The following is a 15482-nucleotide window of genomic DNA, read 5'->3' as shown; positions in this document are numbered from 1 at the left end:
GGTGCAACCGTTTTAAAGTTCGATATAATGCGGGATAATGTCCTCGTAGTTCCCGTCTTTGAGCAAGAATCCCTTGGGGATTACGCCGAGCTGGGTAAAGCCGAGCTTCTTGTAGAGCTTGAGTGCCGACGTGTTTGTGGCGACAACCGCATTGAACTGCAAAATCCTGAAACCGATTTCCTTGGCCTTCGCGAGGCAATCCTTCACGAGAAATTCACCGATGTGCTGGCCGCGCTTGTTCTTCTTCACCGCATAGCTCGCATTCGAAATATGCCCGCAGCGCCCGACATTATTCGGGTGGAGAATGTACAGCCCGACCACCTCGCCGGAGTCCGTTTCAACGGCGATGCCTGTGAATGACTGCGACTTGAAAAACTCGTCTCCCGTCTGCGGGTCAAGCGCATCTTTCTGAGGGAACGCGATTCCGTCTTCGACAATGTCGTTCCAGATTTCAACCGCGTCGTTGATATACTTTGTACTGTATCCTTCAATTTTAATCATGAGAATAATCCTCTAATTTCTTTCTATTCCCCCAGCACGTGCCGGAGTGTATCGAGGAAAAGTTCGCCCGCTCGCGTGAACTGCTGGCCCCGCCGCCAAATGATGTACATGTTGGTGGTGAGTTCGGGCATGAGTGGCCTGAAGCACAGGCGCGAAGTGCGGCTCGTATCCACAAGGCCGTCGAAAGTGAGCAGGTAGCCCGTGCCCTCCTTCGCAAGCACCGAACCGTTGTACGAAAGATCCAGCCCCACGATTACGTTCAGCTTCGAAATATCGTCGCCGAACCATTTCGGCAAATCCGCCACCATCGCCTGGCGCGACGCCATCAGCGGCTTGTCGAGCAAGTCCTTCGGCTCAATGAAATCCCGCTTGGCCAAAGGGTCGTCGCGACGCATCACCACGCCCCAGCGGTCCACCGAACGCACAGCAAGACAGTTGTACTTTTCCAAATCAACGTTATCTACAACCACCGCGAAATCGAAAATGCCCTTGTCCAGCTTTTCCAAGGCGCGCTCGCTGTCGCCCGAATATAAGTTGTACTTAATCTTCGGATAGTCGTCCCGGAGAATCCCGATGCACTTCGAAAGAAAATTCACGTTCCGCGACTCCGCGCAGGCAATGGCGATTTCACCCACCACCTCGTCTTCCTTCAGCGACTTGAAATCCTGCACCGTCCTGTCCGCCATCGAAAGGATATCCTCCGCACGCTCCCGCAAGAGTTCCCCCGCAGGCGTCAGCCGAATCGCGTAGTTCGTGCGCTCGAAAAGCTTCTCGCCCAGCTCCTCCTCCAACTCCTTGAGCTGGCGACTCACCGTCGGCTGCGTCACGCAAAGATTATCCGCCGCGCGCGAGACATTCCCCAACCGCGCCGCCTCCAGAAAATACCGCAAAACTCGAAGTTCCATACCCGAAAACTAATAAAATTCAAGCCCCGCGGGTATGAAATTGCAAAAATAATGCCCGGAAGGAATAACTAAGGCTTGTGAAAGCATACTTTCTATGCCTTATAAGCATATCTAGTTATGAAAACAAAGTATTTGCAATATCTGAAAAAAGAGGTATATTTGAACATGTAAAGACTTCAACCGAGAGGAACCTATGAAAAAAGTATTGGTCTTGTCCAGCAGCTTGCGCAAGGGGAGCAACTCCGAAACCCTGGCGCAGGAGTTCGCGAAGGGTGCCGCCGAGGCGGGCAACAAGGTGGAATTCGAGTCGCTGCGCGGCAAGAAGATCGGCTTTTGCATGGGCTGCCTCGCTTGCCAGAAGAAGGGCAAGTGCGTCATCAAGGACGACGCTCCCGCCATCACCAAGAAGATGGAATCGGCTGATGTCATCGTGTTCGCGACGCCGATTTACTATTACGAGATGAGCGGCCAGCTCAAGACGATGCTCGACCGCGCAAATTCCCTTTACTCAAGTGATTACAAGTTCCGCGAGATTTACTTGCTCACATCTGCCGCCGACACTGACGCGAAGGCCATGAACATCGCGAAGCGCGGCATTGGCGGGTGGATTGCCTGTTTCGACGGCGTGAAACTCAAGGGCGCCCTCTGCGCCACGGGTGCCGAAAGCGCCGGCGATGTCAAGAAGAATTCCGCGCTCCTGAAAAAAGCGTTCGCCATGGGAAAAAAGGTTTAACAACAAGGAGATAAATCATGAAATCCAGATTCTTTAAAGCGGCGTTAGCCGTGGTTTCCGCATGCACCCTGATGGCATGCACCCCCGAAAAAGAAAACAATGCCGCACAGGATGCGGCCAAAACCGCCGCACCGGCAACAGAAGCGGCACAACAGACAAAGGATGAAAATATGAACAAGCTTACGCTCGCCGCCGAATGGGACAAGGTTTTCCCCAAGAGCGACAAGGTCGAACATTCCAAGGTCACTTTCAAGAACCACTTTGGCATTGAACTCGCCGCCGATATGTTCGTGCCCAAGGACACGAGCCTCAAGGTGAACGGCAAGTTCCCCGCAATCGCAGTCTCTGGCCCGTTCGGAGCCGTCAAGGAACAGTCCAGCGGCCTTTACGCCCAGCAGATGGCGGAACGCGGATTCCTGACCATCGCATTCGACCCGAGTTTCACAGGCGAATCGGGCGGCGAGCCGCGCTACATGAACAGCCCGGACATCAACACCGAAGACTTCATGGCGTCTGTAGATTTCCTCTCGACCCGCGACAACGTTGATCCGGAACGCATCGGCATCATCGGCATTTGCGGCTGGGGCGGCATGGCGATTAACGCTGCCGGCATCGATACCCGCGTCAAGGCGACCGTTGCATCCACCATGTACGACATGAGCCGCGTGACTGCAAACGGCTACTTCGATTCCGCAAACAACGCCGACGCCCGTAACGAAGCCCGCAAGGCTCTGATGGCCCAGCGCACCAAGGATTTCAAGAACGGCATGTACGACCTAGCCGGCGGTGTTATTGACCCGCTCCCGGACGACGCACCTTACTTTGTCAAGGATTACTACGCCTACTACAAGACCCCGCGCGGCTACCACAAGCGCTCCCTCAACAGCAACAAGGGCTGGGCCGCCTCCGCAGGCACCTCGCTCATGAACACGAAACTCCTCGCATACGCCGACGAAATCCGTAACCCGGTGCTCATCATCCACGGCGAAAAGGCCCACAGCCGCTACTTCGGCGAAGGCGCATTCGAAAAGATGACCGGCAAGAAGGCGAACGTCCCCGCAAAACTCGACGCCACCAAGAACTGGAGCAAGACCGTCGGCAACAAGGAACTCCTCGTCATCCCCGGAGCCTCCCATGTTGACCTCTACGACAACCTGGAAAAAATCCCCTTCGAAAAGCTGAACGAATTCTTCAAGACAAACTTGAAGTAACTTGACTGATGTCATCCCCGCGTAGGCGGGCGGACAGCACTTAGCACTTTTATACGATACTAGGTGCTTTAGCGCCTTAGTAGAGTTATCCTCTTTGGGGAAGTGCTTAGTGCGCATGGCCACCAAGGTGGGGATCTCCTTTTTATTATTGAATTAAATTTTTCAGAGAGTTTTTATGAAAGGACGTATCCTATACATTGTCATTTTATTGCTGTTCGCAGCTTGCTCTTCTGACGCGGCGTCGTCTGTCAAACCGACACAACCCGAAGCCCAGACGCCGAAATCGTCTGCAAGCAAAACAGCCGACGTCGTGCCTGCAAGTTCATCAGCCCAAATGGAGGCTCCCGTGAAACTCAAAATCCATGTGAACGATACCACCTTCACGGCAACGCTCGAAGAAAATTCCTCGGCCAAGGCCTTCGCCGAATTCCTCACGCAGGGCGACATGACGCTCGACATGCACGACTACGGCAGCTTCGAGAAGGTGGCTGACCTGCCGCGCAGTTTCCCGCGCAACGACAAGCAAATCGACACCGACGCGGGCGACATCATCCTTTACCAGGGCAACTCCATCACCATTTACTACGACAAAAATTCCTGGAACTTTACGCGCCTGGCTCGCATCGACAACGTAAACAAGAAACGCCTCCAGCAGATCCTCGGCAAAGGGAACGTGAAAGCGACGTTCTCAGTAGAATAAACGTATATTTCCTTCGTGAAGACGATGACGCGCTTGTTGACGAAATTTAGAACGCTCTTGGTGCTATTGCTGTTCACTGCATTTGCAAGTTTCGCACATGCCGAAATGCCCGCGGCCGATTCGACAAGCGCGGATTCCGCAGCCATCGATAGCGCACAAAAACTTTCCCCGTTCGATCACCTGGGCCATAATATGTTGCTGAGTGCGTTCGGCTGGCCGCTCGGGTTCCACATGCTCGGCGGTGCGCTTACGTACAAGTTCTCGATGGAAAATAACGACCTGATGGTGGCCCGTTTTGCGGCACGTCAGGACCAGCTCGCGTATGGCATTGCGTTCACTCCCGGCATGATGATGGGAACGTTCTTCCCGATACTCGTCCCCGGCTACATGTACTTTATCTGCGACAACCGCGCGCTGAACAACACCGGTGCCGTCGCCGTGCAGGCTACCGCCGTGACTTTCCTCTACAACAACATCCTCAAGGCGATTTCGGCTCGCGAGCACCCTGACGCGGAACTCAACAGCGGCGAGCGTTCCCGCGATTTCAAGTGGGGATTTTTTAGGCGCGGCGTCTTTTACGGCTGGCCCTCGGGGCATTCCATGACCAACGCTGCCATGGCCATGAGCATCGCAAGCTACAACCGCGACAAGCCCCTCGTCGTGGCGGGCTGCGCCCTGTATGCAGGTTACATCGCAACAAGCATGGTGCTCGGTGCAAAAGGAGAAGCCCACTGGTTCTCCGACGCCGTCGCAGGAACCCTGATGGGTGCCTCCATCGGCTGGTATATCGGCAGCGTGTTCTACAAGGAAAAAGCCGGTGAAAAACAGACCCCGCCCAAGGTCACCATCGCCCCGCTATTCTTTGACGACACCAAAGGCGCCGTGCTCAGCGTGAGGATATAAGCCAAACGCCTGGTACACAACCTTGTGGACCGACGAAAGAGAAAAAATGCATAAACCACTTGACAATCGCGTTTTGGTATTTTTATTGGAAAATGTCTCTTGCGTCGCCAGCCCCGAAATGTTAGAAAATGCAATCAAGAATTTCTTTGCAAGATTCAATTGTCGCTTCAAATGGAATGTCTTTTGCAAACGAAGATTTTTTCGCATAATTCTTCCAGCGGGTTTGAAGAAGGCCGCTCTTTGAAACTTCTTCTAGAATTAAAATAGATTCCTCTTTTTCAAAGGGAGTTTTGCGATATCGACAAGTTGCCTCAAAAGATTTCTTCAAGTCAGGAATATTGATGTTGTTCCATTGCAATTGATTGATAATGTAAATATCATAATAATCTTTGCAGCGGCTATTGAGCAGGCCTCGGAAAAGAATGGTTTGAAGTTTTTCTGCAACGACTGTTTCAAGGTTATATGCTCGGAACGTAATGGATTCATGGCTGATGAGGCTTTGGTAGGTATATTCGACGTCAGAAGGTGTAATTGGATCGCCTGTAGCTACATCGACATGGAAACTTTGTCTGACATTCTCTAGACGTCCTGTCAAAAGGATGGAAAAACCGCCGTAGGCGTCTTCATCACGTATTGGAGAAATATCACTTATTTCAAAAGAGATAGAATCGTCTGCATCGATTGCGATGATGTCAGTGAAAATTTTCCTCAATCTATTCTCGTCCATAGTTTCCCTTCTCAAAAGGAAATCGATGTCGGCTGTGTAGCGGTTCTTTACGCCGAGCAATGTGGCGAGATAGAAACCGCCCTTGAAAACAAACTTGTTGGCGTATGTTGACTTGGCCAATCTTGAAATGAACGCATCAAAAAAGAACGACACAAGCAAGACATTGGCATGGACATTCATCTCTTTGGAGAGATTGTTGATTTTCGCCTGCAGGGAATTCTTATTAATCTTCATTCAGTACCACCGTCATAAGTTCCGCTACTTTGTTCTCTATTTTCAATATTTGGGCGTAATGGAGTAGGTTGCGTATGTCCTTGTCTTTTGACTTTGCGTAAAGCTTGAGTGCTTTGCCGTAAATTTCCGCATCGATTTTTTGACTGTTTTTAATGATGTCGCAAATCGTTCGTTCCATATCGTAGCATTCCACCAGATGTCCAAGCGAAGTCTTGATTTTGCAAATTCCAAGCCTGTAGGTTTCATCGCGAGAATCTGTGTGGATTGCGACGGAAGGGTTCGGAGAAAATGGCCTATAATTCTTGGGCCCGGTTACCTCGAAATAATCGGGTAGGCGGTCTGTTAGCCCATGCAAGAATAGTGCGGAAACGTGTGAAAAGATGAATCTGGGATACTTGTATTGAAAAACAAGGTAATCGTCCCTGATCCATTGCTCTTGGGCGTAGAATCCCTTGTCTACCTTGACAAGGCCCTGCTTTCGCACGAAATCGGTCAAGAACCACGAGGGAATCTTGTGGGTGTCGACTTGCTTTCGCGTGATGTAGCCGCTATTCGCGTTCAGCATTTTTTCCAGTTTCTTCTCGTTTGTTTCTTGCATTTCAAACCAAATATATAATAAAATGGTTGAAAAAGCAAGTTTTTATTTCTTTTTACCCGCTACAGAACATTAAAGATGCGAAAATCCCCACGAAAATCAGGAACGGTAGCACTTTCAGCAGCAAGGTAATGGCGCAGGCGTCCCCTGCGTCGCCAGCCCCGAAAAGAGCCAAAATACCTAGCACGATAAGGAAAGTTACCAGCATAGAACCTCGCTGGTACAAATATACATACCTTGGATGTCATAATATGACAATTTGAGGATTTGTTGAAAAAGGGGAAAGCCTGGAACTAAAGTCCCAACTGCTTGGCTCGATTGAATTGACGGGAAATTTCAAAGGCGTCTGGGAATGCCATATTCAACCAGATTGGTTATTACTTTATCTGAAGAAGATTTTTTCTGACAGAAAACCATAAAAGCATTTGTTTTCACTATGCGCTACACGCATACTGAGCATGGAAATTAAGCATTTTGCGCATGCTCCGAAAATATTTATATTATATGCGAAACATTTCGGAGTGCAAAATGAAACTCAAGTTTTTAACACTATTTTCAATCCTTGCGCTCGCTGCGAGCGTGTTTGCGGAGAGTGCCATGAGCAACATTACGGTAAACCTGCGCTATACGGGTAAAAACGGGGCGGCAAAGAAGTTCGCCGAAGAGATGGTCTCTAGCGGGACGGTGGCGAAAATCCGTGCCGAGAAGGGCAACATCCGCTACGAATATTTCCAGTCGCTGGACGATCCCGAGACCATCTTGCTGATTGATGCGTGGGAAAGCCAGGCGGCCATCGACGTGCACCACGCTTCACCCATGATGAAGACGATTGCGAAACTCCGTGACAAGTACGACTTGAAAATGACGGTCGAACGCTACACGCCCGACAACACCATGCCCAAGACCGACGAAAAGTTCATCAGGAAGTAAGTCGCGACAATGCAGCGCCCGCGCGCTATTTCATTAACTTCACTTTGAAAAATTCCACGTTCATTTCGCGGTCGGCGAGCGGCACAATCTTGCGGCTCTTGGGTATGTCGTAGTCGAACTTCTGGTCCGAAACGAACGTCAACAGCGAAGACTGCTCAATGAGCTTTGAAATGCCCTTCGTGCTGTCGTGCTTGATGAAGGTGACGTCGGGAATCTTCTTGCGCTTGACCTGCTCCCAGAACCCTACGTTGCTACGCTGGATGATGGTTTCGCCCTTGAGTTCCCGGAGCCGGATGGACTTTCGCTTCGCAAGCGGGTGCTTCTTGGGGAGCGCAATCGAGAGCCGCTCCTGCATGTATTTTTCGGCGCGGTATTTCTTTGCACGTGGGGCCTTAAGCGTGATGCCGATATCCGCCGTGCCCTCGTTCAGCGCCTTCAGCACGCCCGCCTCATTGTCGATAATCTCGTAGGTGACCTGCGCACCGGGGTATTTCTCCTGCAGTTCCTGCACCATCCGCATGGCGGGGAGGATGGCCACCGACGCGATAGAGAATGTGCGCGTGGCCCCCTGCGGGCTCACCTTTTCCATCATCTCGCCCTGCAAATCCATGATGCGCTTCGCATATTCGGCAACCGTGCGTCCCTTCTCGTTCAGCTCGATGCGGTTCTTTTTGCGCTCGAAGAGCGGAGCACCGATTTCGTCTTCCAACTTTTTGAACGCGCGGCTCACCGCCGGCTGCGAAGTGTAGAGCTTGTCCGCAACGGCAGAAAGCGTCCCATATTCCAGGAACCCGGCCAGCAATCGCAAAATGTAGGTCTCGACAAACATAAAAAGCCCCTTTTGGGGGAGAATATAATAAATTCGCTATGCGCTACACGCATAGTGGGCATAAAAAATACGCATTACGCGGCCGTCCTGAAATTATTTATATTAAAGGCAACCGGTTCAAGGAAATTTTTAACGAAAAAGGCGAATCCCATGAAAAAAATCACCTTGATTCTTTTATCACTTCTTCTAGGAGTCTCTATGGCAGCAGAAAAGAAAATCCTCGTCGTTTACTATTCCCGTGCAGACGAAAACTATTCCGTCGGGAACATTTCCAAGGGCAATACCGAAATCATTGCCGAGATGATTGCGGAAAAGACGGGCGGCACGCTCCTGCACGTGGAGCCTGCGAAGGAATACCCCAAGGGCTACGACGACTGCATCAACGTGGCCAAGAAGGAACTTGCGCAGGACGCGCGCCCGGCCATCAAGCCGGTGAACGTGAACCCCGAAGAATTCGACGAGATTTACGTCGGCTACCCGGTGTGGTGGGGTGAAATGCCCATGCCCATGTTCACCTTCTTCGAGAAGTATAACCTGAAAGGCAAGACGATTCACCCGTTCGTGACTCACGAAGGCAGCGGCCTCTCGGGTGTGCAGCGCCTCAAGAAGGTGACCGGCGCGAACGTGACCCCCGGCCTTGCCATCTACGGACACGTGGCCCAGAACGAACGCGACAAGGCCCAGAAAGAAGTCGATAAATGGGTGAAGTAATCGGCTAGCGCCTTATGGGTGGAATGTTTTAGAAAGATTGCCAGGAAACTCTTGGCAGTCTTTTTTTTAGGGGAATCAATCCCCTTGGCGGGCTTCACTATGCGTTTCGCGCATACTGAGCATGAAAAAATGGTATTTTGCGGGATTTGCGCATTTATTTATATTAAAGGCGTAGATAGAAAAGGAACAAACCATGAAAATAGGGACGATTATGACGATGCTTGGTATGGGTGCGGTGCTTGCCGCATGTGACTGCTGTCCGCAGGGCGAGGCGAAGGCGCTTTCGCAGGACAAGGAACTGCGTGCCGTGATGGACAACTTCACGCAGAACGAAGTTCCGGCGGCGACTCCGCTTGTAGAAAAGCGCGAGGTGGAGTTGATTCGCCTGGTGTCGCTTGTGACGCAGCAGTCGGGCGCTCTTTTGCAAGAAGAAGTGGCGACGGCGCTTGCGCAGGGGCTTGCTCCCGAAGAAATTCTCGAGGCGATTTACCAGTGCGCCCCTTACACCGGGTTCCCGCGGACGGTGGATGCTGTGGAAATTGCCCGCAGCGTGTTCAAGGCGAAGAACGTGAAGGTGGACGAAAACCGTGCGACGGTGACGGCGCAGTCCCGCCTGGAGGCGGGTGCTGACGCGCAGGGGACGCTGTTCGGCCAGATTTTCCGCGACATGGCGAAAAACGGAAAGGACGGGATGCCGACTATCAACTACTTCCTTGCGAGCAACTGCTTTGGCGATTACTACACCCGCAAGGGGCTCGACCTGAATACTCGCGAACTCTTGACGATGGCGATTCTCGTGAATCTGGGAACGGAGCCGCAGCTCAAGGCGCATATCGGCGCGAACCTCAAGATTCGTACGCCCGAATACGTGGAACAGGCGATTTACAACTGCTTGCCGTATTGCGGTTACCCGCGCACGCTGAATGCGTTGCGACTGCTTAAGGAAGCGGTGGCTGAGGCTGGTGCTGTAAACGCGACGGTCGCAAAAAACATGCCAGGCAAGGACTGGAGTGTGTTCCCGGTGGGCAAGCCGAACGACGCCTATGCCAAGTATTTCGTGGGCAAGAGTTATCTCGACATGATCAGCAAGGAACAGGTGGGTGTCGGAAACGTGACTTTTGAGCCGGCGTGCCGCAACAACTGGCACATCCATCATGCAAAGAAGGGCGGTGGCCAGATTCTCATTGCGACGGCGGGTCGCGGCTACTACCAGGAATGGGGCAAGCCGGCGGTGGAACTGAAGCCCGGCGACGTGGTGAACATTCCGGCTGGAGTCAAGCATTGGCACGGGGCGGCTCCGGATTCCTGGTTCCAGCATTTGGCGATTGAAGTCCCTGGTGAAGGCGGAAGCAACGAATGGCTTGAGCCCGTGAGCGACGAAGACTACGGGAAGTTGAAATAATGTTCGCTAAATTTTTATCTTGTGCAGTTTTGTTGTTCTCGGCGGGGTCGCTTGCGGCGGCACCTGCGCCCGACGGCTTCGTGCTTATCAAGGGCGGGACTTTCAACATGGGAAGCCCCGCAAACGAGGACTGGCGCGTCAACGACGAGACGCTTCACAAGGTGAAGGTCTCCGATTTTTACCTGGGCAAATACGAGGTGACGCAAAAGCTTTACCGCGAGGTAATGGGCGAAAATCCTTCCAGTTTCAAGGGTGACGACTTGCCCGTCGAAAACATCACGTGGCTCGAAGCGGCTCGTTTTTGCAACAAGTTAAGCGAACGCGACGGACGCACTCCCGTTTACGCTATCGAAGACGATGCTGTCAGCTGGAACCGCGAGGCGAACGGCTACAGGCTCCCCACCGAAGCGGAATGGGAATACGCGGCCCGAGGCGGCACGACCACGCCGTTCTACACAAAGAAGGCTCCCGGTGCCGACGACGTGAATTTTTACGGGCATTATCCGTATCAAATCGAGCAGAATTATTTCAACGACGAGGTTCTGGAAACACGTCCCGGCGTTTACCGCGGGAACACTCTTCCCGTGGGTAAGTTCAAGCCCAATCCCTTCGGGCTTTACGATATTTACGGGAACGTGGGCGAATGGTGCTTTGACTTTTACGGTGATTACGGAGTTTCTGCGGGCTCGGCAAGCGTGACGGTCGATCCGGCGGGCAAACCTTCGGGCACGAGGCGCGTGCATCGCGGTGGCGGCTGGAACGATTTCGGCAAGAACCTCCGCAGCGCCTATCGCGGTGCCATGCAGCAATCCAGCAAGAGTTACAATGTGGAGCTCCGGCTCGCCCAGCCCTCAAGAAAAAGCCTGACGCAAAGAAGTGGGCCGGTTACGAAACGATTATCATCGGTTACCCCAACTGGTGGGCGAGTATCCCGATGCCTATTGCGACTTTGCTCGAAAGTTACGACTTTGCGGGCAAGCGGATTCTGCCGTTCTGCTCCCACGGTGGCGGGCGCTTTGGCCAGAGCATCACCGCGATTGCGAAACTTGCGCCCAACGCAAAAATCGGCGAAGGCCTTTCGGTGCATTATTCCGGCGGTTCGAGCCTCTCGAAAGATGTGGCCAAGTGGCTCGAGAAAAACGGCGTGAAGACGAAATAATGTATATTCCTTGATATGCCTATTTCCGCAAAAATCCGTATGATGCTTGATATCGCGATGACAATCGCGACGCTCGTGCTGATGGGCGGCAATTATTTTTTTGAATCGACCGCTGTTCACGAGATTCTGGGCGTGGTGCTGCTTGTTCTGTGGGCGGTGCACATCACGCTGAACCGGCGCTTTTTTCTTTCGTTGTTCAAGGGCCGCTACAATGTATTCCGCATTTTGCAGGCGGTCGTGAATTGCGGGATCCTTTTGTGCGCGATTTTCTTGATGGTGAGCGGAATCATGCTTTCGAACCACGTGTTCGCTTGGCTCGGGATTGAATCGGGCGCAAACTTCGCCCGCACGGCGCACCTGCTCGCAAGCCATTGGTATTACGTGTTCATGTCGCTCCACATCGGGCTGCATGTGAGCCTGATTGCAAACCGCTTGGGACTTGCGGGCGCATTCAAGTCAAAGGCGGCCCTAATTGCAACCCGCGTGGTTGCCGTTCTTGTGGCGGGCTATGGAATTTACGCCTTCGCGATTCGCGGGCTTTGGAAATACATGTTCCTGCAGCAGCCCTTCTTCTTCTTTGACGCGGAGCGCGGCTACGCCCTCTTTTTTGCGGACTATATCGCCATCGTCGTGCTGTTTGCGATGGCAATTTCTATATTTGGCCGCAAATGAAAACCCTTTTAGATTTTGATAGCGCACATTTGTGGCATCCGTATGCGGCGCTGAAAAATACTCCCGCAAGATTTCTCGCCAAAACAGCTCACGGAACAACGATTGAAACGGCCGATGGTCTGAAATTGATTGATGCCGTGTCTAGCTGGTGGTGCATGGCGCACGGGCATAATGCCCCTGAAATCGTCGATGCGATTCAGAAACAAAGTGAAAAAATGTGCCACGTGATGTTCGGCGGTTTTACGCACGAGCCCGCGATTGAGCTTGGCGAAAAGCTGGTGAACTTTTTGCCCGAAGGATTGAACAAGATTTTCTTTGCGGATTCGGGTAGCATAGCCGTGGAATGCAGCGCCAAGATGGCTGTGCAGTACCAGTATTCCCTTGGACATCCGGAGCGTTGCAAGTTGGTCGCGTTGAAGGGCGGCTACCACGGCGATACCGCAGGCGCGATGGCGCTTAGCGATCCGGACGGAATGCATACGCTTTTCCGCGGAATCATGCCGCACCATTACTTTGCGGAACGTCCGAACTGCCGCTATGACGAGGCGTGGAATCCGACAGATTTCGCTTCGATGGAACGCGTTGTCGAAGAACATAAGGGTGAAATCGCTGCCGTGATTTGCGAGCCGGTTTTTCAGGGCGGAAACGGCATGTGGCTTTACAATGCGGGTTACTTGAAATCACTCCGCGAACTTTGCGACCGTTACGGTATCTTGCTTATTTTGGACGAAATTGCTTCGGGCTTTTACCGCACGGGCCCGCGATTTGCGATGATGCATGCGGGGATAATGCCGGACATCATGTGTATCGGCAAGGCGCTCACGGGCGGAAGCATTACGATGGCGGCTTGTGTCGCGTCCGAGAAAGTTGCCGAAACAATCACGAACAGCAAAATCCCGGCATTCATGCACGGCCCTACTTATATGGCGAACCCGCTCGCCTGCGCCGCGGGAATCGCTTCGCTTTCGCTGTTCGAAAGTCGCAATTACGAGGCTGGTGTTGCACGAATTGAAAAACGTCTTAAACAGAATCTGGAGCCGCTCCGTGCGCTTGAAAATGCGGCGGACGTGCGTGTTCTGGGTGCTATCGGAGTCTTGGAACTGAAGGCGAAACCTTCCGCAGACGACATTCTGCGCGTGATTCGCGAAACCGGCGTGTGGCTCAGGCCTTTCTGCAATTATGTGTATACGATGCCTCCGTTCATTACGACTGATTCTGAAATCGACCGCATCTGCGGAGCCATCAAGATGATTGGCGAATGTGAACCCGCGCCTGTCGTAGAAGGCGAAGACGAATTTCATGAGTGATATGGATTATTACAGCTTGAAAATGCGTGCCTCGCAGCAAGTGGGCGAGGGCGAACAGAAACACGAACAGCATATTTCCGGTGCCGAGCGCATCGTGAACCGGGATTCTGTTGAGGCTGTTTGTATGGCGATGGTACGCCGGGCCATGACGCATTCTAAGGGCGACCCGGATTTTATCAACGTGAAAATCGAGAAGGTTCATGAAAGCGATATCCAAATTCTGAAGGCCTTGCCGGTGACACGTGTGGATGTGGATACATGGCAGGAAGGGCTCGAGAAGGCGTTTGGACTGATTGCTCCGCTGATGGGTTCTGGCTGCGGGCTTCGCGAAAAATTGCAAGAGCTCTTGCGCGAAACGTTCCCAATGCGTGGGGCGATGCTCTACGATATCGCGACGGGAAACCGCCTAGAACCTGACCACGAACGCGGCGTGCGTGCGACTTATATGGATGCGCTTCATTCGAGCGAAGTGGATGGCTGCAAGAATCATTTTAACGAAGCGATTGTGCTGGCGACCAAGGTGGCGAACGCCCCCGGAATGGTTGCGGAATTTTGCGTGAGCGATGATCCGAATTACGTGACGGGCTATGTCGCGAGCAAGGAACTCGGTTACGTGCGCATCATGAAGATGAAGGAAATGGGCGACGAAAACGGAGGCCGCATTTTCCTGTTTGATTCGCGCAAGGCGAAAGCCGAAGAGTGTATTGGATATTTGCAGAGGAAAAAAGTGCTGGTGGATGTCGGGGTATGAGTCGCATTCTTGACATTTTTACGAAAGACGCTTTGGAAACAGCGCGGGCGAATAACACTTACCGCACCATGCGCTTGATGGAATCGCCGGAATCGTCATGCGTGAAAATCCGCATGCCCAACGGCGCTTCGCAGGAACAGATCCTGCTGGCGTCTAATTCTTACTTGGACTTGGCGAATGTCGACGAACTCAAGCAGGCGATGGCCCAGGCCGTTTTGGAGTGGGGTACAGGGAGCGGGGGAGCCCGCCTTACCACGGGCAACAAGACTCCGCATCAGGAATTGGAAGAATTTATCGCGAAATTCAAAGGCGAAGAATCCGCTATCACCTTCAATACGGGCTATATGGCGAATGTCGGCACGATTTCGGCTTTGTGTGGCAAGAACGACTTTATCTTTAGCGATGAACTGAACCACGCGAGCATTATTGACGGAATTAGGTTATCGCGAGCCAAATGCCTTGTTTACAAGCATAACGATATGGCGGATTTGGAACGCGTGATTCAAGAAGCGGAAAAGTCTCGTGCGTATGAGCCCACGTTGCCGGTCCCTCGCAAACTCATTGTGACCGACGCTGTTTTCAGCATGGATGGCGACCTTGCAAATTTGCCGGAACTCCTACGCATCGCGAAAGAAAATGATTGTCTCTTGATGATTGATGAAGCGCATGCCACGGGCGTGCTCGGCAAGACCGGGCGCGGGCTTGCCGAGCACTACGGCTGTGCTCACGCTGATGTAACCGTCGGCACATTGAGCAAAGCCGTCGCCGCCGAGGGCGGCTTCGTGGCGGGCAAGCAGCAGCTGATTGATTTTTTGCGCAACAAGGCCCGCAGCTTTATCTTTACAACCGCGATGGCCCCTGCCGTTGCCGCTGCCGCCTGCAATAACTTGCGCTACATTGATACGCATCCAGAACGCGTGCAGAACTTGCGCGATAACGTGAAATTTTTCTGCGAAGCCTTGCAACGCGAAGGTGTGAACGTGGAACAGTCTCCTTCGGCGATTGTTCCGATTGTCATTGGCGACGAGGCCCGCGCTTTGGAAATTTCTGCAAAACTCCAGGATGCGGGAATCTTGATCCCCGCGATTCGCTATCCGACAGTTGCCAAGGGGCAAGCCCGCCTCCGTGCAAGCCTGATGGCCACACATACGCGTGAACAACTTCATGCCGCCGCAACAACCATCGCTCAAATCATAAATGATTGCTTGTGAA

At 52.6% G+C, this 15482-nt stretch carries 19 protein-coding genes and 3 pseudogenes; 15 read left to right on the top strand and 7 right to left on the bottom strand.

Annotation, left to right across the window (positions count from 1 at the left end):
• Positions 1 to 12 precede the first annotated feature (12 nt).
• The 3 genes and pseudogenes from B7989_RS08800 to B7989_RS14180 all read right to left on the bottom strand — a co-directional run.
• A complete protein-coding gene (locus B7989_RS08800; protein WP_088628141.1) occupies positions 13 to 501 on the bottom strand; it encodes a GNAT family N-acetyltransferase in 489 nt (162 codons plus the stop codon).
• Positions 502 to 524: 23 nt separating this feature from the next.
• Complete coding sequence (locus B7989_RS08795; protein WP_233144347.1) at positions 525 to 1187, bottom strand: LysR family transcriptional regulator substrate-binding protein; 663 nt, start codon at positions 1185 to 1187, stop codon at positions 525 to 527.
• A 45-nt stretch (positions 1188 to 1232) separates the two neighbouring features.
• A pseudogene (locus B7989_RS14180) lies at positions 1233 to 1406 on the bottom strand (LysR family transcriptional regulator); the annotation flags it as partial.
• Between the two features lie 193 nt (positions 1407 to 1599).
• Between B7989_RS14180 and B7989_RS08790 the strand changes: the two are divergent.
• From B7989_RS08790 to B7989_RS08775, 4 genes are all read left to right on the top strand, one after another.
• On the top strand, positions 1600 to 2139 hold the full coding sequence (locus B7989_RS08790) for a flavodoxin family protein (RefSeq protein WP_072977139.1): 540 nt from the start codon (positions 1600 to 1602) through the stop codon (positions 2137 to 2139).
• 17 nt (positions 2140 to 2156) lie between these two features.
• Positions 2157 to 3350 carry an alpha/beta hydrolase gene (locus B7989_RS08785; protein WP_088628139.1) on the top strand — a complete coding sequence of 398 codons (1194 nt, stop codon included), beginning with the start codon at positions 2157 to 2159 and terminating at the stop codon, positions 3348 to 3350.
• Between the two features lie 175 nt (positions 3351 to 3525).
• On the top strand, positions 3526 to 4050 hold the full coding sequence (locus B7989_RS08780; protein WP_233144334.1) for a cyclophilin-like fold protein: 525 nt from the start codon (positions 3526 to 3528) through the stop codon (positions 4048 to 4050).
• 24 nt (positions 4051 to 4074) lie between these two features.
• A complete protein-coding gene (locus B7989_RS08775) occupies positions 4075 to 4953 on the top strand; it encodes a phosphatase PAP2 family protein (protein ID WP_233144346.1) in 879 nt (292 codons plus the stop codon).
• A 121-nt stretch (positions 4954 to 5074) separates the two neighbouring features.
• Here the strand turns inward: B7989_RS08775 and B7989_RS08770 are convergent, their stop codons facing one another.
• From B7989_RS08770 to B7989_RS14090, 3 genes are read right to left on the bottom strand one after another with little or no spacing between them, the layout of a single operon-like run.
• A complete protein-coding gene (locus tag B7989_RS08770) occupies positions 5075 to 5914 on the bottom strand; it encodes a nucleotidyl transferase AbiEii/AbiGii toxin family protein (protein ID WP_088628137.1) in 840 nt (279 codons plus the stop codon).
• Complete coding sequence (locus tag B7989_RS08765) at positions 5904 to 6512, bottom strand: hypothetical protein (RefSeq protein ID WP_088628136.1); 609 nt, start codon at positions 6510 to 6512, stop codon at positions 5904 to 5906. Before B7989_RS08765 ends, B7989_RS08770 begins: the two co-directional genes overlap by 11 nt.
• A gap of 52 nt (positions 6513 to 6564) precedes the next feature.
• Positions 6565 to 6717, bottom strand: coding sequence for a hypothetical protein (locus tag B7989_RS14090; RefSeq protein ID WP_173347431.1), 153 nt, complete (start codon positions 6715 to 6717; stop codon positions 6565 to 6567).
• A 115-nt stretch (positions 6718 to 6832) separates the two neighbouring features.
• Between B7989_RS14090 and B7989_RS14340 the strand changes: the two genes are divergently transcribed.
• Together B7989_RS14340 and B7989_RS08755 are read left to right on the top strand one after the other, a co-directional pair.
• Complete coding sequence (locus B7989_RS14340; RefSeq protein ID WP_198959551.1) at positions 6833 to 6928, top strand: type II toxin-antitoxin system mRNA interferase toxin, RelE/StbE family; 96 nt, start codon at positions 6833 to 6835, stop codon at positions 6926 to 6928.
• A 178-nt stretch (positions 6929 to 7106) separates the two neighbouring features.
• Entirely contained in the window at positions 7107 to 7439 is a 333-nt protein-coding gene (locus tag B7989_RS08755; protein WP_072980505.1) for a putative quinol monooxygenase, read from the top strand.
• Between the two features lie 25 nt (positions 7440 to 7464).
• Here B7989_RS08755 and B7989_RS08750 read toward each other — a convergent pair whose 3' ends face one another.
• Positions 7465 to 8268: a LysR family transcriptional regulator gene (locus B7989_RS08750; protein WP_088628135.1), complete on the bottom strand. Its 804-nt coding sequence runs from the start codon at positions 8266 to 8268 to the stop codon at positions 7465 to 7467.
• Positions 8269 to 8466: 198 nt separating this feature from the next.
• Here B7989_RS08750 and B7989_RS08745 point away from each other — a divergent pair, with 198 nt between their 5' ends.
• From B7989_RS08745 to bioF, 9 genes and pseudogenes are all read left to right on the top strand, one after another.
• Positions 8467 to 8979, top strand: coding sequence for a flavodoxin (locus B7989_RS08745; protein ID WP_088628134.1), 513 nt, complete (start codon positions 8467 to 8469; stop codon positions 8977 to 8979).
• A gap of 193 nt (positions 8980 to 9172) precedes the next feature.
• Positions 9173 to 9514 (top strand): annotated as a pseudogene (locus tag B7989_RS14335) (carboxymuconolactone decarboxylase family protein); the annotation flags it as partial.
• 132 nt (positions 9515 to 9646) lie between these two features.
• Positions 9647 to 10381 carry a carboxymuconolactone decarboxylase family protein gene (locus B7989_RS14330; protein ID WP_369829054.1) on the top strand — a complete coding sequence of 245 codons (735 nt, stop codon included), beginning with the start codon at positions 9647 to 9649 and terminating at the stop codon, positions 10379 to 10381.
• Positions 10381 to 11166: pseudogene (locus B7989_RS14175) on the top strand (formylglycine-generating enzyme family protein); the annotation flags it as partial. The gene B7989_RS14330 and the pseudogene B7989_RS14175, both read left to right, overlap by 1 nt.
• A 149-nt stretch (positions 11167 to 11315) precedes the next feature.
• A complete protein-coding gene (locus tag B7989_RS14170; protein WP_233144333.1) occupies positions 11316 to 11540 on the top strand; it encodes a flavodoxin in 225 nt (74 codons plus the stop codon).
• Positions 11541 to 11555: 15 nt separating this feature from the next.
• A complete protein-coding gene (locus B7989_RS08730) occupies positions 11556 to 12212 on the top strand; it encodes a DUF4405 domain-containing protein (RefSeq protein ID WP_088628132.1) in 657 nt (218 codons plus the stop codon).
• Complete coding sequence (gene bioA, locus B7989_RS08725) at positions 12209 to 13519, top strand: adenosylmethionine--8-amino-7-oxononanoate transaminase (protein WP_088628131.1); 1311 nt, start codon at positions 12209 to 12211, stop codon at positions 13517 to 13519. The genes B7989_RS08730 and bioA overlap by 4 nt, the downstream gene beginning before the upstream one ends.
• Before the next feature lies 1 nt (position 13520).
• A complete protein-coding gene (locus B7989_RS08720; protein WP_088628130.1) occupies positions 13521 to 14270 on the top strand; it encodes a 6-carboxyhexanoate--CoA ligase in 750 nt (249 codons plus the stop codon).
• Complete coding sequence (bioF, locus tag B7989_RS08715; RefSeq protein WP_088628129.1) at positions 14267 to 15481, top strand: 8-amino-7-oxononanoate synthase; 1215 nt, start codon at positions 14267 to 14269, stop codon at positions 15479 to 15481. The genes B7989_RS08720 and bioF overlap by 4 nt, the downstream gene beginning before the upstream one ends.
• Position 15482 lies beyond the last annotated feature (1 nt).

Origin of the sequence: Fibrobacter sp. UWB5 (assembly GCF_002210295.1) — a bacterium.
GTDB lineage: Bacteria > Fibrobacterota > Fibrobacteria > Fibrobacterales > Fibrobacteraceae > Fibrobacter.
Note: the sequence above shows the minus strand (reverse complement) of the source record. Positions and strands in the feature narration are given on the sequence as shown.

Excerpts from the sequence above, each read along its gene's own strand:
- B7989_RS08755 (WP_072980505.1), top strand. The coding sequence starts at position 7,107 with ATGAGCAACATTACGGTAAACCTGCGCTATACGGGTAAAAACGGGGCG.
- B7989_RS08770 (WP_088628137.1), bottom strand. The coding sequence starts at position 5,914 with ATGAAGATTAATAAGAATTCCCTGCAGGCGAAAATCAACAATCTCTCC.
- B7989_RS14090 (WP_173347431.1), bottom strand. The coding sequence starts at position 6,717 with ATGCTGGTAACTTTCCTTATCGTGCTAGGTATTTTGGCTCTTTTCGGG.
- B7989_RS08775 (WP_233144346.1), top strand. The coding sequence starts at position 4,075 with ATGACGCGCTTGTTGACGAAATTTAGAACGCTCTTGGTGCTATTGCTG.
- bioF (WP_088628129.1), top strand. The coding sequence starts at position 14,267 with ATGAGTCGCATTCTTGACATTTTTACGAAAGACGCTTTGGAAACAGCG.
- B7989_RS08785 (WP_088628139.1), top strand. The coding sequence starts at position 2,157 with ATGAAATCCAGATTCTTTAAAGCGGCGTTAGCCGTGGTTTCCGCATGC.
- B7989_RS08720 (WP_088628130.1), top strand. The coding sequence starts at position 13,521 with ATGGATTATTACAGCTTGAAAATGCGTGCCTCGCAGCAAGTGGGCGAG.
- B7989_RS08730 (WP_088628132.1), top strand. The coding sequence starts at position 11,556 with ATGCCTATTTCCGCAAAAATCCGTATGATGCTTGATATCGCGATGACA.
- B7989_RS08745 (WP_088628134.1), top strand. The coding sequence starts at position 8,467 with ATGGCAGCAGAAAAGAAAATCCTCGTCGTTTACTATTCCCGTGCAGAC.
- B7989_RS08780 (WP_233144334.1), top strand. The coding sequence starts at position 3,526 with ATGAAAGGACGTATCCTATACATTGTCATTTTATTGCTGTTCGCAGCT.
- bioA (WP_088628131.1), top strand. The coding sequence starts at position 12,209 with ATGAAAACCCTTTTAGATTTTGATAGCGCACATTTGTGGCATCCGTAT.
- B7989_RS14170 (WP_233144333.1), top strand. The coding sequence starts at position 11,316 with ATGCCTATTGCGACTTTGCTCGAAAGTTACGACTTTGCGGGCAAGCGG.
- B7989_RS08800 (WP_088628141.1), bottom strand. The coding sequence starts at position 501 with ATGATTAAAATTGAAGGATACAGTACAAAGTATATCAACGACGCGGTT.
- B7989_RS08765 (WP_088628136.1), bottom strand. The coding sequence starts at position 6,512 with ATGCAAGAAACAAACGAGAAGAAACTGGAAAAAATGCTGAACGCGAAT.
- B7989_RS08750 (WP_088628135.1), bottom strand. The coding sequence starts at position 8,268 with ATGTTTGTCGAGACCTACATTTTGCGATTGCTGGCCGGGTTCCTGGAA.
- B7989_RS14330 (WP_369829054.1), top strand. The coding sequence starts at position 9,647 with ATGGCGAAAAACGGAAAGGACGGGATGCCGACTATCAACTACTTCCTT.
- B7989_RS08790 (WP_072977139.1), top strand. The coding sequence starts at position 1,600 with ATGAAAAAAGTATTGGTCTTGTCCAGCAGCTTGCGCAAGGGGAGCAAC.
- B7989_RS08795 (WP_233144347.1), bottom strand. The coding sequence starts at position 1,187 with ATGGCGGACAGGACGGTGCAGGATTTCAAGTCGCTGAAGGAAGACGAG.